We start from the raw sequence: 20521 nt of genomic DNA, 5'->3' as shown, positions 1-20521 counted from the left end.
GCCCTCCCTCGGGAGCGGCGGCCTCTTCCGTGTGCGGTGGAACGGGGATCGACGCTAGACGTCGGTGCCCGCGCCGCCCTGCGAGCCCGACATGCGCGTGACGTACTCCGCGAACGTCGGGTCGCCCAGGATGGCGATCGCCGCGACGATCAGGGAGAGCAGCACGGTCGCCGCGATCCCGAGGATCGGGACGAGCACGGCGCGCTTGCCGGCGCGGAGCCGCCGGATCGAGATCCACACCGCGAAGGCGACGATCAGCGACTGCGCGAGCGCCACCACGACGCCGAGGATCCGCGCGAGCTCCGGAGACGCGTAGGTGCCGATGCCCTGGGAGCGGTAGAGCTCCTGGAGGGTCGTCGCGAAGCTCGAGGGGTCGAGCAGCGTCGGCACGGCGAAGAACACGCCGAGCGCGAGCAGCACGATCGTGAGCAGGCGGTCGACGGGATGCGCGACCGGCTTCGCGGCCGGAGCGGTCGCGGGCCTCGGATCGGTCTCCGACCCCCGCGGGTCGGGGACGACCACGGCGTCCTCCGGCGGCTGCCACGACCAGCCAGGCGGCGCGTACTCGCCGTACTGCGGCTCCGGACGCCTGTCGCCCGGCTGATCGTGTGCGTTCGTCACGGAGCGGTGCCCTACTTCCCGGAGTTCCCGGCCGAGCCGAGCTGACGGGTCGCCTCGGCGACGCGCGCGGCCATCGCGGTCTCGGCGATCTTGCCCCACGAGCGCGGGTCGTAGACCTTCTTGTTGCCGACCTCGCCGTCGACCTTGAGGAAGCCGTCGTAGTTCTTCAGCACGGTGTCCGCGACGGAGCGGCTGAACGCGTACTGCGTGTCGGTGTCGATGTTCATCTTGACGACGCCGTTGCGGACCGCCTCGGCGATCTCCTCGTCGGTCGAGCCCGAGCCGCCGTGGAAGACGAGGTCGAGGGGGAGCGCGCCGGTGCCGTACTTCGCCTGCAGGCCGTCCTGGATCTCGCGGAGCAGCTCCGGGCGCAGGCGGACGTTGCCCGGCTTGTAGACGCCGTGGACGTTGCCGAAGGTCAGGGCGGCCATGTAGCGGCCCTGCTCGCCGAAGCCGAGGGCCTCGACGGTCGCGATCGCGTCGTCGAGCGTGGTGTAGAGGTGCTCGTTGATGTCGTGCGAGACGCCGTCCTCCTCGCCGCCGACGACGCCGATCTCGACCTCGAGGATGGCGTTGATGTTCTTGACGCGCGGGAGGATCTCCTTCGCGATGGCGAGGTTCTCGTCGAGCGGGATCGCGGAGCCGTCCCACATGTGCGACTGGAAGAGCGGCTCGCGACCGGCCTTGACCTCCTCCTCGGAGGCTGCGATCAGCGGGTAGACGAAGCCTTCGAGCGCGTTCTGCGGGCAGTGGTCGGTGTGGAGCGCGACCGTGACCGGGTAGTTCTTGGCGACCTCGGTCGCGAACCTCGCGAAGGCGATCGCGCCGGCCGCGCGGTTCTTCACGGTGTGGCCGGCGAAGTAGTCCGCGCCTCCGGTGGTGACCTGGATGATGCCGTCCGAGCCCGCCTCGGTGAGGCCCTGGAGGACCGCGTTGATCGTCTGCGACGACGAGACGTTGAACGCCGGGTAGGCGAAGCCGCCCGCCTTCGCCTTGTCGAGCATCTCTGCGTACTGGTCCGGGGTAGCGACGGGCATGGCATCTCCTTTGACGGATGAACGAAGGGGGGTCGGGCGAGGCCCGCGTCGCGGACGAGTCTAGCGAGGCGCCCCTCCGCGGTCCCTCCGCCTGTGGAGGGCCCTGGACTAGGCTTCGGGCAGGGATGGGGATCCGCTCCGCGGGTCCTGCGACGACGTGCACGAACTCGACGACGAAGGACTCCGCTCTGTGATCGACAACGACTCGCTCTACCTCCACCCCGACCGCAACCTCGGCATGGAGCTCGTCCGCGCCACCGAGGCCGCCGCGATCCGCGCCGTGCCCTTCATCGGCAAGGGCGACAAGAACGCCGCCGACGGCGCAGCGGTCGATGCCATGCGCACCTTCCTCGGGACCGTGAACTTCGACGGAGTCGTCGTGATCGGCGAGGGCGAGAAGGACAACGCGCCCATGCTCTTCAACGGCGAGCACGTCGGCAACGGCTCGGGGCCCGCCGCCGACATCGCCGTCGACCCGATCGACGGCACCTCGCTGACCGCCGCCGGGCGCCAGAACGCGCTCTCGATGATCGCCGTCGCCGACCGCGGCGCGATGTTCGACCCCTCCGCCGTGTTCTATATGGAGAAGATCGTCACCGGGCCCGAGGGCGTCGGGATCATCGACATCCAGCGCCCGATCGGCGAGAACATCCGCGCCCTGGCCCGCGCCAAGCGCAAGCCCGTCGAGGAGATGCGCATCGCGGTGCTGGACCGCCCGCGCCACGCTCAACTGATCGAGGACATCCGCGCGGCCGGAGCCGGCACGCGCCTCCTGCTCGACGGCGACGTCGCGGGCGGCATCAACGCCGCTCGCCACGACTCCCGACTCGACATGTGCGTCGGCACCGGAGGCACGCCCGAGGGCATCATCACGGCCTGCGCCATCCGCGCGCTCGGCGGAGTGATCCAGGGCATCCTCCGCCCGAAGGACGACGACGAGCGCCAGCGCGCCATCGACGCCGGGCACGACCTCGACCGCGTCCTCCACGCCAACGACCTCGTCCGCAGCGACAACACCTACTTCGTCGCGACCGGAGTGACGAACGGCGGGCTCGTGAAGGGCGTGCGCAAGGAGGGCCACGTCATCACGACGGAGTCCATCGTGCTGCGCTCCCGCTCGGGCACCATCCGCCGCGTGACCGCCCAGCACCTCGCGGAGAAGTGGGTCTAGGCCGTCACGCTCTCTCAGAGACGCCGCACTGCTGCCGAGGCGCCGCTCCGCTGACGGCGCACTCGTCGAGTGCGGCGGCGTCTCGGCGTGCAGGACGCGGAAGGACACCGGCCTCGGTCACCGAGGCGAGCGGGCGGGGCCGCGGCGGGTCTCGAGACGCCTCGCGGTCGCTCCTCCACCGAGCCGCGGAGGTGGAGCGCCGTCGCGAGCTGCGGTCGTCCGGGTGTCGAGCCGGATGGACGGCGCCGCTCGCGCGCGGCCTGCGCGCCCCCGGTGATCGCTCAACGGGGACCGGGGACCCTACGCGCTCCGCTCGGACTCGTCGTCCGCGGCGAGCAGCTCGACGGCGGTGAGGCGGCGCGGCGAGGAGGCGACTCCTCCGACCGGGGCGATGACGCGCGACTCGTCGAGGGAGTCGAACTGGCGCGCTGTGACCAGCACGCGGCTCTCGAGCGAGCCGGCGAAGGCGTTGTAGGAGTCGACCGTCTTCTCGAGCGATCGGCGCAGGCCCTCGGCGTGGTCGGCGAGGGTGCCGAGACGGGCGTAGAGCGTCTTGCCGAGGTCGAGCAGGCGCTTGGCGTCGTCGGTGAGCACGTCCTGCTGCCAGGTGTAGGCGACGGTCTTCAGCACCGACCACAGGGTCACGGGGGAGGCGAGGGCGACGCGCTTGCGGAACGCGTACTCGAGCAGGCTCGGGTCGGCGTCGAGCGCGCTCGCGAGCAGCGGCTCGCTCGGGACGAACGCGATGACGAACTCGGGGCTCGCCGGGAGCCCGGTCCAGTAGGAGCGGGCGGCCAGCGCGTCCACGTGGCCGCGGAGGGCGCGGACGTGCGCGCGCAGGAGCCCCGCGCGCCGCGCCTCCTCCTCTCCGCCGGCGCCCGCGGGGATCGCGCTCGCCTCCAGGTACGCGTCGAACGGCACTTTGGCGTCCACCGCGATCGCCTTGCCGCCGGGCAGGCGGACCACCATGTCGGCGCGGCCGCGGCCCGCCTCGCCCTCGAGGCCGAACTGCACGTCGAAGTCGACCCGCTGGGTGAGCCCGGCGGCCTCGACGACGTTCCGCAGCTGCGTCTCGCCCCAGGCGCCGCGGCTCGTGGTGGAGCGGAGCGCGGACGCGAGGGTCTCGGTCGTCGAGCGCAGCTGCTCGCCCGCCGCCCGCTGCCCCTCGAGCTGCTCGGTGATCGCCCCGAACTGGGCGGCGCGCTCGCGCTCGAGCCGGCCGACCGCCTCCTGCATGCCGCGCAGGCTCTCGGCGACGGGGGAGAGTGTCTGCAGGATGCGCGCGTCGTGCCGCTCGCGCTCGGCGACGACGCGCAGCTGCTCCTGGAGCTCGCGGATCTGGTCGCGGGCGGAGCCGAGGTGCTCGCGGTGCTGCTCGATGACGGCCTCGTGGCGCTCCTCCAGGCCCTCCGCGCGTGCGCGGGCCGTCGCGAGGTCGAGGGCGAGGGCGGCGTCGGGGGTGCGGGAGCGGGCGAGGAGGACGGCCACGACTCCCGCGAGGAGCGCGCCGACCACCAGGCCGAGGACGAAGGAGAGATCCATGCCGCCGATGACACCACGCACCTCCGACATCGAGCGATCGACGCGCCACGACCACCGAACGAGGGCCAGGACGCCCTGCGACCGCCTCGTAGACTTCGCGATCATGGGGAATCACCACCGCTCATCGCGCCTGCTCACGGTCGCGCTCGCTCTCGCCGTCGGGCTCGGCACCGCCCTCGTCCCGATCACCTCCGCCTCCGCCGCCGAGGACGCGCCGTCGACCGTCTCGGTCGAGACCGGCGCTCTCGACGCGTCCCTCGACCGCGCCGACCTCGGCGTCCCGGACCAGTCGACGCAGTACAGCGCCGAGGAGACGAAGAGCTTCCGCGCCGGCTTCATCGTCAGCGACGCCCAGTTCTTCGACGGCGACGCGCTGAGCACCGGTCAGGTGCAGTCGCTCCTGAACGAGAAGGGCAGCCGGTGCTCCACCGCCGGCACCGCCCCCTGCCTCAAGAACTTCTCGCAGGCGACGCCGTCGAAGGCGGCGGACGCGATGTGCAGCGCCTACCAGGGCTCCGGCAGCGAGTCGTCGGCCTCGATCTTCACGCGCGTCGGCCTGGCCTGCGGCATCAACCCGCTCGCCCTGGTCGTGCTCGTGCAGAAGGAGCGCAGCCTCGTCACCGACACGACGCCGAGCCCCGAGGACTACGCCAAGGCGACCGGCTACAACTGCCCGGACACCGCGGCGTGCGACCCCGGCTCCGCCGGATTCTTCACCCAGGTCTACAGCGCGGCCCGCCAGTTCAAGCGCTACGCCAACCCGCCCGGCTCCGGCTCGAACTTCACCACCTACGCTCCGGGCACGACGCCGAACGTCGCCTACTACCCGAGCACCGCGTGCGGCTCCTCGCCGGTCACCATCCGCAACCAGGCCACGGCCGACCTCTACTACTACACGCCGTACCAGCCCAACGACTACGCGCTCACCGGCTCCGGCAACGCGGCCTGCGCGACCTACGGCAACATCAACTTCTGGTACCTCTTCAGCGACTGGAACCCGAACGGCACCCTGGCCAACGCCGGGATCGCCCCCGCGGGACGCGTCGACGCCCCGCGCATCTCGGGCAGCACCCTGAGCGTGTCCGGCTGGGCCGTCGATCCGACGACGCAGCAGGCCGCGCTGACCACGACGGTCACGGTGACCGGCCCCGACGGCACCCGCACGGTCCGCACGCAGACCGCGAACGGCGACCGCGGCGACATCCCGGGCGAGTACTCCGTCGCCGGCCGCGCCCACGGCTTCGGCGCCACCACGCCCGTCTCGGCACCCGGCACCTACCAGGTCTGCGTCTCCGCCGACTCCGTCGAGTGGAACCGCTGGGTCGGCACGGGCGACTCCCGGGGCCCCGGCCGGAAGGATCTCGGCTGCTCGTCCGTGAGCACGTCGGCCGGGATCGACGTCTCGCGTCTGGCCGGCACCGACCGCCAGGGCACCGCCGTCGAGATCTCGAAGGCCGTCTTCGGCCCGAACGTCCCCGTCGTCTACATCGCGACCGGCGCGAACTTCCCCGACGCGCTGAGCGCCGCCCCGGCCGCCGCCAAGCAGAAGGGTCCGCTGCTCCTGGTCGACCGCGACGGCATGTCGCAGCCCGTCCGCGACGAGCTCGACCGCCTGAAGCCCGCGAAGATCGTCGTCGTCGGATCGGAGCTCAGCGTCGGCAAGGGCGTGTACGACCAGCTCCGCGGCTACACCTCGTCGATCCAGCGGCTCGGCGGGACCGACCGCTACGACACCTCGAGGAAGATCATCCAGTACGCCTTCTCGGGCGGCTCGTCGCGCGCTTGGCTGGCGACCGGCGAGAAGTTCCCGGACGCGCTCGGCGCGAGCGCCGCAGCCGGCTCGGTGAACGCTCCCGTCGTCCTGGTCAACGGCACCGGGAGCACGGCCGACGCCGTGACGAAGGGCATCCTCTCGAAGCTCAAGGTGCAGAACCTCACCATCGCGGGCAGCCCCCTGTCGGTGAGCGAGGGGATCAAGAACTCGCTTCCGGTGCCGACCATCACCCGCATCGGCGGAGTCGACCGCTACGACACCTCGGAGCAGCTGAACCGGGCCGCCTTCTCGAGGGCCAAGACCGTGTTCCTGGCGACGGGCGAGAACTTCCCCGACGCCCTCGCCGGAGCCACGGCGGCGGGCTACTCGAACAGCCCGCTCTTCGCCGTGCCGACGAACTGCGTGCCCCGCGCCGTCCTGACCGACATCGCGAAGTCGGGAGCGCAGCGGGTCGTCCTCCTCGGCGGTCCCACCACCCTCTCGGAGGACGTCGCGCGGCTCACCCCCTGCGGCTGATCGCCCGCGACCCCGCCACTAGCGTGGAGGGATGACCCCGACCGCACCGTCCCCGACCGGCCTCCGACGCCGGCGGTGCGGTGCGGTCGTCGTCGTCGCGGCGCTGGTGGCACTCCTGCTGGGAGGCTCCGTCGACGGCACGCGCCTCGCAGCGGTGCCGTCCGAGCCGCAGACAGTCCGGCTGTGGACCTTCCTCCAGCCGGGCCCCGTCGCGGCCGACTTCGACCCGGGCGACCTGATCTCCGACGAGGTCTTCTTCGACGGCGACGCGCTCGGACCGCTCACGGTGCAGGCGTTCCTCGACGCCCGCGTCCCCGACTGCGCGGGCGGGCCGGTGCCGTGCCTGCGCGACTACGCCGAGGACACCGCGGCGATCACGGCCGACGAGCAGTGCGACGCGCTGCCCGCCGGACGCGACGTCCCGGCCGCGGAGATCATCACCTCGGTCGCCGGCGCGTGCGGCGTGAATCCGGCCGTCCTCCTGGTGCTGCTGCAGAAGGAGCAGTCGCTCGTGACCGATCCGGAGCCGAGCGAGCGGCAGTTCCGCAGTGCCACGGGCTACGGCTGCCCGGACACCGCCGACTGCGACACGGACTCCTACGGCTTCGCGGCGCAGGTGTACGGAGCGGCGTGGCAGTTCCAGCGCTACCGGAATCCGGACTCGAGCTTCGACTGGTACCCGGTCGGCGCGGCCGGCGACGTCCGCTACTCCCCGGACGAGTCCTGCGGCAGCGACCCGGTGACGATCGCCAACGCGGCCACGGCGGGTCTCTACTTCTACACGCCGTACCAGCCGAACGCGGCGGCGCTCGCGAACCTCTACGGCGAGGGCGACGACTGCTCGGCCTACGGGAACCGGAACTTCTGGCGCATCTTCAGCACCTGGTTCGGCGACCCCCGCGGCTGAGCCGATCGTCTCGAGTCGGCTCGGCACGACGGACGTCAGGCGGCGACGGGGGCCTTCGGGCGCAGGCGCTTCACGGAGACGCCGGCCAGCTCGCCGAGCTCGGCCATGCTCGCGGCGCCGTGCCGCCGGGCCGCGTGCACGACGATCGCGGCGCACGCCTCGGCATCGGCCGACGCGTCGTGGTGGCGGAAGTCCTCGAAGCCCGCGGCCATGGCGACAACGGGGAGGCGGTAGGAGTCGAGCTCGTACGTCTTGCGGGCGAGCTGCAGCGAGCAGAGGTAGTCGTACTCGGGGTGCTCGAGGGAGGTCGCCGCGCAGGCCGCGCGGATGACGCCCATGTCGAAGCCGGCGTTGTGCGCGACGAACACGTCCTCGCCGGCGAAGGCCGCCAGGTCGGCGAACTGGTCGACCCAGGAGGCGGCGGCGTGCACGTCGTGCTTGCGGATGCCGTGGATCCGCGTGTTCCACTCGAGGAAGTCGTCGTACCCCAGCGGCGGGCGGATGAGCCAGCCGGCGCGGTCGACGACGCGGCCGTCGCGGACCTTCACGAGCCCGACGGAGCAGGCGGAGGCCCCGTGCGAGTTTGCGGTCTCGAAGTCGATGGCGGTGAAGTCGATGGGCACACTCCAGCCTCTCACGCACCTCCGACGCCGCAGGGAGCGTCGCGCGCGCGTCGCCCCGAGCGGGCGGGAGCACCCGCCGGCCGCGGGCGGGCGCCTCCCGTTCCTCCGCGCCCCGCCCGCCCGGCCCTTCCGCCGCCACGCCGTAGGATGGATGCCCGTGGCTCTCACTATCGCAATCGTCGGTCTCCCCAACGTCGGCAAGTCGACGCTCTTCAACGCACTGACCAAGAACACGGTGCTCGCGGCGAACTACCCGTTCGCGACGATCGAGCCGAACGTGGGTGTGGTGAACCTGCCCGACTCCCGCCTCGAGGTGCTCGCCGGGATCTTCGGCTCCGAGCGCATCCTCCCGGCGCCCGTCTCCTTCGTCGACATCGCCGGCATCGTGCGCGGCGCGTCCGAGGGCGAGGGCCTGGGCAACAAGTTCCTCGCGAACATCCGCGAGGCCGACGCGATCGCGCAGGTCATCCGCGGCTTCGAGGACTCCGACGTCGTCCACGTCGACGGCAAGGTCGACGCCGCCAGCGACATGGAGACGATCAACACCGAGCTGGTCCTCGCCGATCTGCAGACCCTCGAGAAGGCCGAGGCCCGCTACGAGAAGGAGCTCAAGGGCAGGAAGATCGAGCCGATCGTGGTCGAGACCGCGAAGAAGGCGCGCGAGTTCCTCGACCAGGGCAAGCCGCTGTCGGCCTCCTCGATCGATCTGGAGCCGATCCGCGAGCTGGGCCTGCTGACCGCCAAGCCGTTCATCTACGTCTTCAACGTCGACGAGGCCGTGCTGACCGACGACGCCCGGAAGGCCGAGCTCGCGGCCCTGGTCGCGCCGGCGAAGGCGATCTTCCTCGACGCGAAGATCGAGTCCGAGCTGATCGACCTCGACGAGGCCGACGCCGCCGAGATGCTCGAGTCGACCGGCCAGACGGAGTCGGGCCTCAACCAGCTCGCGACCATCGGCTTCGACACCCTGGGCCTGCAGACGTACCTCACGGCCGGCCCGAAGGAGACGCGCGCCTGGACCATCGGGAAGGGCTGGACCGCGCCCCAGGCCGCCGGTGTGATCCACACCGACTTCCAGAAGGGCTTCATCAAGGCCGAGATCATCTCGTTCGACGACCTCGTCGAGACCGGCTCGATCGCCGAGGCCCGCGCGAAGGGCAAGGCCCGCATCGAGGGCAAGGACTACGTCATGCAGGACGGCGACGTCGTGGAGTTCCGCTTCAACGTGTAGGACGGCCGCGCTCGGCTCGAGGCGCCCGGTTCGCTCGGATCCCCGGATCCGCGAGCCGGGCGCGTCTGCGCGGAGGTGCGGGATCGCCGACCCCGGGAGTCCGACACGAGGCCGGTCACATCCCCGGGCGTCCGCCCCGCCCCGTCAGTTCAGCACGTCCCCGATCAGCCAGCTCGACAGCCCGACGAGGGTGCAGACGCCGACGACCACCCAGGCGACGGTCCGGCGGACCGAACGGGAGACCGCCTCCGAGCTGCGGGGAGTGGGACGCAGCGGCGGCGTGTACGCGGGCGGGACGGTGTAGGTCCGGGCCGGCGGGAGGAGTCGGGGGAGAGTGACCGGACGGCCGTCGACCCACTCGGCGGGCAGCTCCGCGGCCTTCGCGGCCTGCAGTGTGAGCTCGACCTTCAGCGGGGATCCGCGGAGGGAGGCGTAGGCGGCGGCGGTGAGGCCGAGGCTCGCGAGGTGGCGGAGGGTCGGGGCGAAATCCGCCGAGAGGGTCGGGGAGAGCTCGCCCACCCGCTCGCCGTCGAGACGGAGCTCGACGAGGTCGCCGGCCGGGTGCAGGGTCACCAGCAGCAGGCCGCGGCCGCTCGCCGGAACGACCGACGAGAGGCGGGCGAAGTGCTCGTCCTCGCGCAGGACCGGCAGGCCCCGCGACCAGGGGAGGATCGAGTGGCGCTCGACGGGCGGCTCGTTGAGCGGCACGAGCAGCTCGGGGGCGACCAGGGCGACGCGGAGGACGGCCCGCAGGCCCTCCTCGCCGCGCTCGAGCCGGAGGCGCGCGGTCGTGACCGGGACGGCTCCGCTCGCCACGACCCGGTCGAGAGCAGCCCGGTGGGCGGAGGCGTTCGGCAGGTAGCCGAGGACGCGGCCGCCGGCCCGGACCGAGACGGCGTCGAGGCCGGTGGGGTGGTCGGGCTCGGGGACCAGGTCGACCTCGAGGGTCCGCTCGTCGATCTCGCCCGGCTCGAGCTTGCGGCCGATCAGATCGGCGATCTCCTCGATCCGCTCGGCCTCGGCGAGGGCGTCGACGCTCGGGGTGCCGCCGGCGTTCGGGAGGCGGTAGACGACGCGCTCCGTGACGGGGGTGACGGGTGCGTCCCGCACCACCGCGGCACTGTCCTGCGCGGAGCGGCGCGCCCCGGTGAACCGCCTGCCGTCCCACCAGCGCATCTCGGCCGCATCGGCATCGTCGCGGTACCAGCCCGCCGGCGCACCCTCGTCCATCGACCCCCCCGTTCCTCCGGCGAACGAGTCTACGAGGAGGGCGGGAGCGTCAGAGACCCGGGTCCGTGGCGGCGGGATCCTCGGGGGCGAGCGCGGCCGCGGGCTCTCCCGAAGCGGGGCCGCTCCACGCACCGGACTCGTGCGCCCGAGGGCCGGCGATCCACTCCAGAGCCTCGCGGACGAGCATCCGGACGTGACGCGCGTGGCCGATGGTGACGGGGGCGGGATCCTCGAGGACCTCGAGCAGGCGGTGCAGCACGGCACGGCTCTGCAGTCGTGTCATGGGCCTCACGGTAGGGGCCCGGTCGCTCGGACGGTAGTGCCGATCCGCGACAGCGCACCCGTCTAGGCTCGCCACATGACTCGTCTCGACGGTGCCGTCGTCCTCGTCCTCGGAGCCTCGGGCGGCCTCGGCCGCCTCCTGGCCGATTCGCTGGAGGCGCGCGGTGCCGTCGCGGTGCGCTCGGGGCGCGACTCCGCGGCGCTCGGCGAGGCACCCCTGGTCGCCGACCTGCGCGGGGAGGACGAGCCCCGGCGCGTGGTCGCCGAGGTGCTCGAGCGGCACGGGCGCCTCGACGGCGTCGTCGTGGCCGCGGGCGTCGTGGCCTTCGGACCCTCCGCCGAGCTCGATCCGGCCGTTCTGGAGGAGCTCGTCGAGGTGAACGCGCTGGCGCCGATCCGGGTGCTGACCGCCGCGCTGCCGTCGCTCGTCGCGTCGGCGGGCGAGGGGCGAGAGCCGTTCGCGCTGACCATCAGCGGCGTGGTGGCGGAGGCTCCGACCGCGGGCCTCGCCGCGTACTCCGCCTCGAAGGCGGCACTGCACTCCTTCGTGAAGGCCTCGGCCCGCGAGTACAAGCGGGCGGGCGTCCTCCTGCTCGACGCGCGTCCCGGCCACACCGAGACCGAGCTGTCCCGGCACCCGCTCGCGGGAGACGCGCCCCGCTTCGGCGCGGGTCTGGCGCCGCAGGACGTGGTCGACCGGCTGCTCGATGCGGTCGAGGACGGCGAGACCGACCTGCCTCCTGCGGCGTTCACCGGCTGACGCCGTCCCGAGACGAGGCGGAGCCGGTCGATCCTCGCGGGAACGCACCGGATCGAGCACTGCAGCCTCGGCTGCGTACAGCCGTCGTGGTCAGCCTGCGCGTCCGGCGGCCGGGTCCGCGATCGGCGCCGCAGCCCGTCCGACCGTCCTCCCCGCAGACGCGGGGATACCCGCCGTTCACCGGAGCGTCGCACGGGCGCACTAGCGTCCCTCCGTGCCCGACACCGCCGATGACGCCCTCCGTCCCACTCCCGAGCTGCTCCGCACGCTCACGCCCGCCGACGCGCGGGACCTCGTCGTGCTGGACGAGGACGACGACGATCCGGTGCTCCTGCGCCGCGACGGCACGCAGATCGACACCTGGCGCGAGGGCTACCCCTACGACGAGCGGATGTCGCGCGAGGAGTACGAGGCGGGCAAGCGCCTCCTCCAGATCGAGCTGCTGAAGCTGCAGAACTGGATCAAGAAGCACGGGCGCCGGCTCGTGGTCGTGTTCGAGGGGCGCGACGCCGCGGGCAAGGGCGGCACCATCAAGCGCTTCACCGAGCACCTCAACCCGCGCGGAGCCCGCGTGGTCGCGCTCGAGAAGCCGACCGAGCGCGAGGCCGGTCAGTGGTACTTCCAGCGCTACGTCTCGCACCTGCCGGCCGCCGGCGAGATCGTCCTCTTCGACCGCTCCTGGTACAACCGTGCCGGCGTGGAGCGCGTGATGGGCTTCTGCACGCCGGCGCAGTACGACGAGTTCATCCGCCAGACGCCGCTGTTCGAGCGGATGCTCGTCGGCGACGGCATCGACCTGGTGAAGCTGTGGTTCTCGGTCTCGGCGGAGGAGCAGCGCACCCGGTTCACGATCCGCATGATCGACCCCGTGCGCCAGTGGAAGCTCTCGCCGATGGACCTCGCCTCGCTCGACAAGTGGGGCGACTACACCGCGGCCAAGGAGGCGATGATGGCGGCGACCGACACCGCCGACGCTCCCTGGACCATCGTGAAGAGCAACGACAAGAAGCGCGCCCGGCTCGAGGCCATGCGCTACGTGCTGAGCCTCTACGACTACGACGGACGCGACGAGGAGGTCGTGGGCCCGCTGGGTCCGGACCCGCTGATCGTCGGATCGGCCGCGGACGTGTACGAGCGCGGCGAGCACGCCGCGACGAGCTGACCGGGGGGACGGACATGGGGGAGTCGGGGATCGGCGCGGAGCTGCCGGGGGTGCACCTGCGCTGGCTGGCGCTCGACGAGCAGACGCTGGACGCCGAGCGGCTGCTGCCGCTGCTGAGCGACGAGGAGCGCGAGCGCTACGCCGGCACGGTCGCCGCGTCGGCGGCCGAGCGCTTCGTCTTCGGGCGGGTGCTCCTGCGGATGCTCGCGGCCGAGCTCACGGGGACGCGCGCGTCGGAGGTCCGGGTCGTCGCCTGCTGCCCGCGCTGCGGGGGCGCGCACGGCCGGCCGCGGCTGGAGGGACGCGGGATCGCGCTCGAGCTGCTGTCGGTGAGCATCGCGCACTGCGCGGGCGCCGTCGTGGTCGCGGCGAGCAGCGCCGGTGCGGTCGGCGTCGACGTGGAGCCGACGCTGGGCACGCCCGAGCGCGGGGAGCGGATCACGCGCATCGCCGGGGCGCCCTTCGCCACGGGCGGGATGCGCCCCGCCGACCCCGTCCTGCACTGGACCCGGATCGAGGCCGCACTGAAGGCGGACGGCCGCGGGCTCGAACTCGACCCGCGCCGGGTGCACGTGCACGAGTCGCATCACGCGGCGGAGGCGCGGATCGACGGCGTCCGCTTCCGGCTGGCCGAGCCGCAGCTGGACCCCGCGCTGCGGGTCAGCGTCGCCCTCGGGCCGATGGGGGACGCGGGCGCCGGGCCCATCATCGGCTGGCGGCGCGAGCACGGCGACGCGCTCGCGGACTCGCTGGTGTCAGCGCCGGGACGGTAGCGGCGGCAGCTCCTCGTCGAGGAGCCAGGCGTCGAGCAGGTCGTCCACGCCCTCGCCGAGGACTTCCGTGCAGAGCTCGCGGAACTCCTCGTCGGTGACGGCGGCGGAGGCGTAGCGGGACGTCCACTCCCGCAGCAGCCGGAGGAAGGGCTCGTCGCCGACGGTGAGCCGGAGCGCGTGCAGGGTGAGCGCGCCGCGCTTGTAGACGCGGTCGTCGAAGAGCGCGACCGGCCCCGGATCGGCGAGCACGAGATCCTGCGCCGCAGCCCGCAGCACCGCGTGGTGGCGGCGGGCGCAGGCGTCGGCGGTGGCGCGGCCCGACTCCTCCGACCACAGCCACTCCGCGTAGCAGGCGAACCCCTCGTTGAGCCAGATGTGGCGCCACCGGGCGATGCCCACGCTGTTGCCGAACCACTGGTGCGCGAGCTCGTGCGCGATGAGGCGCTCCGAGCCGCCGCGGCCGTCGGCGTGGTTGGCGCCGAACACCGCCATCGCCTGCGCCTCGAGCGGGATCTCCAGCTCGTCCGCCGTGACGACGACGCAGTAGCGGGCGAAGGGGTAGGTCCCGAACAGCCGCGTGAACAGGGCGAGCATGCGCTCGAGCGGAGCGAAGTCGTGCGCGACCCGAGCGGCCAGGGCGGCAGGGCGGGCGAGGGTCACCGCGACCCCGGCGAGCACGCGCTCCTCGATCGCGTAGCGGCCGATCTGCACCGAGGCGAGGTACGCGGCGCTGGGCTCGCGCTGCTCGTAGAGCCAGGTGCGGCGGCCGGAGCGGGCGCTCGAGTCGACGAGCACCCCGTTCGCGAGCACGGCGTAGCCCTCCTCGACGGTGACGCGCAGGCGGTACGGAGCCTTCTCGGCGACGTCGTCGTTGCAGGGGAACCAGGTGGAGGAGCCGGAGGGTTGCGAGGCGACGAGCACCCCGTCCTCCAGCTCCTCCCAGCCGAGCTCGCCCCAGTGGCTGGCGCGGGGGGCGGGGTGGCCGCTGTACTCGATCTCGACGTCGACGCTCTCGCCGGCGGCCAGCGGCTCGGCGGGGGACACCCGCAGCTTGTGCGGCGCCTGCTCGTGGCGGGCGCGGCGTCCGTCGATCCGGACGCGGGACACGCGGAGCCGGGAGAGGTCGAGGGAGAACCGCCGGAGCGGCTGCAGCGCGACGATCCGCAGCACGGCCCGGCCGGCCAGGCGGTTCGAGGCGACGCGGTAGTCGAGGTCGAGGTCGTAGGACTCGACGCGGTAGCCGGTGTTCCCGATGCCGGGGACGTAGGGGTCGCCGGCGGTCTCGAGCCCGGTCAGCGCGGGGCTCACGCGACGGGCGCGTGGTAGTCGGCGACGCGCACCTCGCGCCACGGGCCGATCGGGTTGCCGCTCCAGCGGCTGCCCGCGGGCACGAGCTCCCCCCGCATGACGAGCGAGGCCGGGCCGACCGTGCCGTGCTCGGCGATCCGCGCGGCGGGGAGGATCACGCTGTGCGGGCCCAGGGTGGCGCCGGCGTCGAGGCTCACGAGATCCATGCTCATGATTCGATCATGGAACAGGTGCGTCTGCACGACGCAGCCCCGGTTCACGGTCGCTCCGTCGCCGAGCGAGATCAGATCGGCCTCGGGGAGCCAGTAGCTCTCGCACCAGACGCCGCGTCCGATCCGGGCGCCGAGGCTCCGCAGCCACCAGACCAGCGCCGGAGTGCCCGCGGCGGCGTGGGCGAACCAGGGCGCGGCGACCATCTCGGTGAAGGCGTCGGCCAGCTCGCTCCGCCAGACGAACGAGGACCACAGCGGCTGCTCGCTCGGCTCGACCCGCTGGATCAGGATCCACTTCGCGGCGGTGGAGACGGCCGCGGCGACCGCCCCGGCGGCCAGCAGCACGACGCCTCCCACGAGCGCGGCGAGCACCGCCCCGAGCGTCTGGATCAGCGCGAGCAGTCCGGCGACCACGCCGAGGCCGATCGCGACCGAGACGACTACCGGGACGAAGCGGCCGAGCTCCCACGCGATGCGGGCCGCGCGGAGTCGGCGGGCCGGGCGGAAGGTGCGCGCCGACTCCGCCTCGACGACGGTGCGCCGCAGCCGCACGGGCGGTGAGCCGAGCCACGACGAGCCCGCCTTCGACTTCCGGGGCGCGGAGGAGAGGACGGCGACGAGTCCGCCGGCGGGCACGGTGTGACCGGGAGCCGCCATGCCGGAGTTGCCGAGGAACGCGCGCTCGCCGATCTCGGCGCGGGCGAGCCGCATCCAGCCGCCGCCGAGAGCGTAGGAGGCGACGAGCGTGTCGTCGGCGAGGAACGCGCCGTCGCGGATGGTCGTCATCGCGGGCAGGAGCAGCACCGTCGAGGCCTCGACGTCGCGTCCGACCTTCGCGCCGAGGAGCCGCAGCCAGACCGGGGTGAACAGGCCCGAGTAGAGCGGGAAGAGCAGGACCCGCGCGGAGTCGAGCAGCCGCTCCGTCGACCAGACCTGCCAGCCGATCCGACCGCGGACGGGGTGGGTGCCGGGCTCGACGCCCCGGCCGAGCAGGCGTACCAGGACGACGACGAGGGCGGCGAGGACGACTCCGGAGACGGCGACGGCGGGCACGAGGGCGGCGAGAGCGGGCCCGAGCGCGGCGCCGAGGCCGGCCGAGCCGCGCACGGCGGCGGCCACGACGGCGAGCCCGGCCGCGAGGGCGAGGACCGGGACCGCCGCGAGGCCGACCGCGGACGCTCCGTACGCCCAGACCCAGCCCGGGCGGCGCGCCGGGCGCTCCGAGGGGAACCCGGCGTTCGCCCTGCCGAGCCGCTGGGCGGGGGATCCTCCCCAGCGCTGCCCGGCCGGCACCCGCCCGAAGACGGCCGATCCCGGCTCGATCTGCGCGTGCTTGCCGATCCGGGCGCCGGGGAGGAGCGTGCTGCGCGCGCCCACCGTGCTGCCCGCGCCGACCCGGACGGCGCCGACGCGCAGGACGTCGCCGTCGATCCAGTAGCCGGAGAGGTCGACCTCGGGCTCGATCGCGGCGCCGCGCCCGAGCGTGAGCATCCCGGTCAGAGGAGGGAGGGAGTGCAGGTCGACGTCGTCGGCGATGCGGGCGCCGAGCGCGCGGGCGTAGTAGGCGACCCAGGGCGCACCCGCCAGGCTCACGGCCTTGAGCTGGAACGCGATCTGCTCGGCCAGCCAGAGCCGGAGGTGCACGCTCCCGCCGCGCGGGTGGTCTCCGGCCCGGATCCCGCGCAGCAGGGTGCGCGCGGCGAGGACGGTGAGCCCCATCCGCCCGAACGGCGTGAGGAAGAGCGCGAACGCGGGGATCAGCGCGGCGAGCGGAGCGGTGGGCAGCCAGCCGAACCCCGGCACGAGGTCGAGCACCGCGGTGACGGTGAGGATCGCGGTGATCCAGCGGGCGCTGCCGAGCACGAGCAGCGGTGCGCCGAGGAGGGTCTGCAGGACGCGCATCCGGAGGGGGACCGGCGCGATGCGGTGAGCGGACACCTCCGCGGTGCCCGTCGAGCGGCTCTGGATCTCGGCGGCCATCGCCGCGAGACGCGGGTGGGCGTAGACGTCGGCGACCGTGAACTCGGGGTCGCGCTCGCGGATCCGCGCGACCAGCTGGGCGGCGGCGAGGGAGCCGCCGCCGAGGTCGAAGAAGTTCGCCCGCTCGTCGACCGGCACGCCGAGCACGTCGCGCCAGAGGGCGGCGAGCCACGCCTCCTCGGGGTCGAGGGAGGCGTCCTCGGTCGTGCCCACGGCGAGCGGCCAGGGGAGTGCGGCGCGGTCGACCTTGCCGGAGACGCGGGTCGGCAGCTCCTCGACCACGGCCAGCAGCGGCACGAGGGATGCGGGCAGCTCCTCACGCAGGCGGGCGAGCGCCGCGTCGCGGTCGAGCTCCCGGCCGCCGGCGAGGGCCAGGTAGCCGACGAGGACCTGGTTGCCGGCCGCCGTGGTGCGGACCGCGGCCGCCGCCCCCGAGACTCCGGGGAGCGCCTGCAGCGCCGCCTCGACCTCGCCGAGCTCGATCCGCCGACCGCCGAGCTTCACCTGGTCGTCCGCGCGCCCCTGGAAGACGAGGCCGGCGCTCTCGAAGCGCACCAGGTCGCCGGAGCGGTAGGCCCGCTCCCAGCCCAGGAGCGGTGCCGGCGCGTACTTCTCGGCGTCCTTGACCGGGTCGAGGTAGCGCGCGAGCCCGACCCCGCCGATGACCAGCTCGCCGACCTCGCCCTCGCCGACCCGCTGCCCGTCCGCGTCCACGACGGCGAGCCGCCAGCCGTCCAGCGGCAGCCCGATGCGCACCGGGGGAGGCCCGCCGAGGGGCGCGGCGCAGGCGACGACGGTGGCCTCGGTCGGCCCGTAGGTGTTCCAGACCTCGCGGCCCTCGACGGCCAGGCGCTCGCCGAGCTCCGGCGGGCACGCCTCGCCACCGAAGATCAGCAGGCGGACGTTCTCGAGCGACTCCGCGGGCCAGAGCGCCGCGAGGGTCGGCACGGTCGAGACCACGGTGATGCCGTGCGTGGTCAGCCAGGGGCCGAGGTCCATGCCGCTGCGGACCAGCGAGCGGGGAGCGGGGACGAGGCAGGCGCCGTGCCGCCAGGCGAGCCACATCTCCTCGCAGGACGCGTCGAACGCGACGGAGAGACCGGCCAGCACGCGGTCCCCGGGGCCGAGCGGCTCCGCCTGGAGGAACAGGCGCGCCTCGGCGTCGACGAAGGCGGCGGCGGAGCGGTGGCTGACCGCCACTCCCTTGGGGGTTCCGGTGGAGCCGGAGGTGAAGATGATCCAGGCGTCGTCCTCGAGCGAGGGCGGCTGCAGCAGCGGGATCGACGCCGTGCTCGGGTGCGGCGCGCTCGCGGTGAACAGGCGCGCGGCCGGCTCGTCGGCGCCGGTGCGCTCGAAGCGGCCGGAGCCGGTGATCACGCCGCGGACGGCGGCCTCGCCGAAGACGAGGCGCGCCCGCTCCTCGGGGTCGTCCGCGTCCACTGGGACGTACGCGGCTCCCGCGGCGAGGACGGCCAGGATCGCGAGGTAGAGCTCGCGGGAGCCGCTGGGCATGCGGATCCCGACGCGGTCGCCGCGTCGGACCCCGGCGGCGGTGAGCTCGCCCGCGAGCTGCACCGTACGGGCCAGCAGCTCCCGGTAGCTGAGCGCTCCGGCCGGGTCCTCCAGCGCGGAGGCGTCCGGGTGGCGCTCCGCGGTGTCGCGGAGGACGTCGACCAGCGTGCGGGGAGGAGGGGTGGCCGCTCCGGCGTCGAGCACGTCCTGGGGGCCGGCCGTCTCGGTCACGTCTCGTCTCCGTCCCGGCCGCGCGATCGGGAGCGCGGCGGCCGGGGCGACACCGTAGGGAGGCGGGGTGACGCGGAGGTGAACAGGCGGGGTCGGCCCGCCCGGCTCAGTGCGCCATCGGGAGCGGCGCGTCCGACTCCGCCGGGCGGCGGACGAAGAACGCGGCCACGATCGCGACCGTCGCGATCGACGCGCCCCACAGGAACGCGGAGTGGATGCCGCCGGCGTAGGAGGCGGCCTGGTCGGCTCCGCCCTGCGCGAGCTCCGCCGACCGGATCGAGAGGACGGTGACGAACAGCGCCGTGCCCGCCGCGCCGCCCAGCTGCTGCACGGTGCCGATGATCGCGCTGCCGTGCGAGTAGAGCGAGGGGCGCACCGAGCCGAGGCCGGCGGTGAACAGCGGCGTGAAGACGAAGGCGAGGCCCAGGCTGAGGGTCACGTGCAGCGAGAGGACGAACCAGGGCGACGAGTCCGCCGCGAGCAGGGTGTACCCCCACAGCGCGCCGGCGACGACGATCGAGCCGGGCACGAGCAGCACGCGCGGGCCGAAGCGGTCGTAGCCGCGGCCGACGAACGGCGCGAGCAGGCCCATCAGCAGGCCGCCGGGGAGCAGGAGCAGCCCGGTCTCCAGCGGAGTGAGGCCCAGCACGTTCTGCGTGTAGAGGGGCAGCAGGATCAGCGTGCCGAAGAGCGCCGACATGCTGACCGCCATCATCGCGATGACGATGGTGAAGTTCGCGGAGGAGAAGGTCCGGAGGTCCAGCAGGGCCCGGTCGGTGCGCTGCAGCAGCAGTTGGCGCGCGATGAAGCCCGCGAGGCCGAGGCCCGCGACGACGAACGGGATCCACGGCGCGACGACCGCGGCTCCGCCCTCGCCGAGGCTCGACAGGCCGTAGACGAGGCCGCCGAAGCCGAAGACGGAGAGGACGACCGAGAGCGAGTCGATCGGGATGGAGCGGGGCTCGGTGACGTTCTCGACCTTGCGCAGGCCCAGGAGCAGCGCGCCGATCGCGATCGGCAGCACGATCCAGAACATCCAGCGCCAGCCGAGGAAGTTGAGGATGACGCCCGAGATCGTCGGACCGACGGCCGGAGCCACCGAGATGACGATCGAGATGTTGCCCATCATCCGGCCGCGGATCGCCGGGGGCACCAGCGTCATCACGGTCGTCATCAGCAGCGGCATCATGATGGCCGTGCCGCCGGCCTGCACCACGCGGGCCGCCAGGAGGACCGCGAAGGTCGGGGCGAGCGCGGCGGTGAGGGTGCCGAGGCTGAAGAGGATCATCGCGGCGGCGAAAAGCGTGCGGGTGTGCAGCCGCTGGATCAGGTAGCCCGTGATCGGGATGACGACGGCCATCGTGAGCATGAAGGCGGTCGAGAGCCACTGGCCCACGTGCGCCTCGACGTCGAAGTCGCGCATGAGGTCGGGCAGCGCCACGCTCATGATCGTCTCGTTGAGGATCACGACGAACGCCGACACCAGCAGGAGGCTGATGACCAGGCGGCTGCGCGGCTCGAGGGTCGTGGCGGCGGCGGGTGCGGCGGGCCGCGCGGCGGGAAGGGTGCTGCGCTCGGTCACAGGTGTTCTCCGGTCGTGAGGGGGATCGGTGTGAGGGGCGCATCGACGGCTCGACTCGCGGGCGCGG

The 20521-nt window shown here is 73.4% G+C and carries 16 protein-coding genes; 7 read left to right on the top strand and 9 right to left on the bottom strand.

Going from position 1 to position 20521, the window contains the following annotated elements; all coding sequences use genetic code 11:
• Positions 1 to 54 precede the first annotated feature (54 nt).
• Both C5C39_RS03455 and fbaA read right to left on the bottom strand, forming a co-directional pair.
• Positions 55 to 621: a DUF6264 family protein gene (locus C5C39_RS03455; RefSeq protein WP_104224415.1), complete on the bottom strand. Its 567-nt coding sequence runs from the start codon at positions 619 to 621 to the stop codon at positions 55 to 57.
• An 11-nt stretch (positions 622 to 632) separates the two neighbouring features.
• Complete coding sequence (gene fbaA / locus C5C39_RS03450) at positions 633 to 1658, bottom strand: class II fructose-bisphosphate aldolase (RefSeq protein WP_104224414.1); 1026 nt, start codon at positions 1656 to 1658, stop codon at positions 633 to 635.
• A 238-nt stretch (positions 1659 to 1896) separates the two neighbouring features.
• Here fbaA and glpX point away from each other — a divergent pair, with 238 nt between their 5' ends.
• Complete coding sequence (gene glpX / locus C5C39_RS03445; RefSeq protein WP_097165697.1) at positions 1897 to 2829, top strand: class II fructose-bisphosphatase; 933 nt, start codon at positions 1897 to 1899, stop codon at positions 2827 to 2829.
• 300 nt (positions 2830 to 3129) lie between these two features.
• Here glpX and C5C39_RS03440 read toward each other — a convergent pair whose 3' ends face one another.
• Entirely contained in the window at positions 3130 to 4371 is a 1242-nt protein-coding gene (locus tag C5C39_RS03440) for a DNA recombination protein RmuC (RefSeq protein WP_219813311.1), read from the bottom strand.
• A 103-nt stretch (positions 4372 to 4474) separates the two neighbouring features.
• On the opposite strand from C5C39_RS03440, the gene C5C39_RS03435 reads away from it, so the two are divergent.
• On the top strand, positions 4475 to 6661 hold the full coding sequence (locus C5C39_RS03435; protein ID WP_104352679.1) for a cell wall-binding repeat-containing protein: 2187 nt from the start codon (positions 4475 to 4477) through the stop codon (positions 6659 to 6661).
• A gap of 31 nt (positions 6662 to 6692) precedes the next feature.
• A complete protein-coding gene (locus C5C39_RS03430) occupies positions 6693 to 7568 on the top strand; it encodes a hemagglutinin (protein ID WP_104352678.1) in 876 nt (291 codons plus the stop codon).
• A 35-nt stretch (positions 7569 to 7603) separates the two neighbouring features.
• Here C5C39_RS03430 and C5C39_RS03425 read toward each other — a convergent pair whose 3' ends face one another.
• Complete coding sequence (locus C5C39_RS03425) at positions 7604 to 8191, bottom strand: exonuclease domain-containing protein (RefSeq protein WP_104224410.1); 588 nt, start codon at positions 8189 to 8191, stop codon at positions 7604 to 7606.
• A gap of 157 nt (positions 8192 to 8348) precedes the next feature.
• Here C5C39_RS03425 and ychF point away from each other — a divergent pair, with 157 nt between their 5' ends.
• A complete protein-coding gene (ychF, locus tag C5C39_RS03420) occupies positions 8349 to 9422 on the top strand; it encodes a redox-regulated ATPase YchF (protein WP_104222958.1) in 1074 nt (357 codons plus the stop codon).
• 144 nt (positions 9423 to 9566) lie between these two features.
• Here ychF and C5C39_RS03415 read toward each other — a convergent pair whose 3' ends face one another.
• Both C5C39_RS03415 and C5C39_RS03410 read right to left on the bottom strand, forming a co-directional pair.
• Complete coding sequence (locus tag C5C39_RS03415; RefSeq protein ID WP_104352677.1) at positions 9567 to 10652, bottom strand: DUF2510 domain-containing protein; 1086 nt, start codon at positions 10650 to 10652, stop codon at positions 9567 to 9569.
• 49 nt (positions 10653 to 10701) lie between these two features.
• Positions 10702 to 10935, bottom strand: coding sequence for a hypothetical protein (locus tag C5C39_RS03410; RefSeq protein ID WP_104222960.1), 234 nt, complete (start codon positions 10933 to 10935; stop codon positions 10702 to 10704).
• Between the two features lie 75 nt (positions 10936 to 11010).
• On the opposite strand from C5C39_RS03410, the gene C5C39_RS03405 reads away from it, so the two are divergent.
• The 3 genes from C5C39_RS03405 to C5C39_RS03395 all read left to right on the top strand — a co-directional run bounded on the left by C5C39_RS03405 (position 11011) and on the right by C5C39_RS03395 (position 13629).
• A complete protein-coding gene (locus C5C39_RS03405; protein ID WP_104246619.1) occupies positions 11011 to 11694 on the top strand; it encodes an SDR family oxidoreductase in 684 nt (227 codons plus the stop codon).
• 301 nt (positions 11695 to 11995) lie between these two features.
• A complete protein-coding gene (gene ppk2 / locus C5C39_RS03400; protein WP_244229668.1) occupies positions 11996 to 12856 on the top strand; it encodes a polyphosphate kinase 2 in 861 nt (286 codons plus the stop codon).
• A 14-nt stretch (positions 12857 to 12870) separates the two neighbouring features.
• Complete coding sequence (locus C5C39_RS03395) at positions 12871 to 13629, top strand: 4'-phosphopantetheinyl transferase superfamily protein (protein WP_104222962.1); 759 nt, start codon at positions 12871 to 12873, stop codon at positions 13627 to 13629.
• Here the strand turns inward: C5C39_RS03395 and C5C39_RS03390 are convergent.
• From C5C39_RS03390 to C5C39_RS03380, 3 genes are all read right to left on the bottom strand, one after another.
• Positions 13612 to 14937, bottom strand: coding sequence for a M1 family metallopeptidase (locus C5C39_RS03390; protein ID WP_258075763.1), 1326 nt, complete (start codon positions 14935 to 14937; stop codon positions 13612 to 13614). The genes C5C39_RS03395 and C5C39_RS03390 overlap by 18 nt on opposite strands.
• Positions 14934 to 18872 carry a Pls/PosA family non-ribosomal peptide synthetase gene (locus C5C39_RS03385; protein WP_181136306.1) on the bottom strand — a complete coding sequence of 1313 codons (3939 nt, stop codon included), beginning with the start codon at positions 18870 to 18872 and terminating at the stop codon, positions 14934 to 14936. The genes C5C39_RS03390 and C5C39_RS03385 overlap by 4 nt, the downstream gene beginning before the upstream one ends.
• A 106-nt stretch (positions 18873 to 18978) precedes the next feature.
• Positions 18979 to 20454 (bottom strand): DHA2 family efflux MFS transporter permease subunit, encoded by a 1476-nt coding sequence (locus C5C39_RS03380; protein WP_104352675.1) that lies wholly within the window; start codon positions 20452 to 20454, stop codon positions 18979 to 18981.
• Positions 20455 to 20521: the final 67 nt, after the last annotated feature.

The organism is Rathayibacter sp. AY1F3 (genome assembly GCF_002931975.1).
In the GTDB taxonomy this organism is placed as follows: Bacteria; Actinomycetota; Actinomycetes; order Actinomycetales; family Microbacteriaceae; genus Rathayibacter.
Note: the sequence above shows the minus strand (reverse complement) of the source record. Positions and strands in the feature narration are given on the sequence as shown.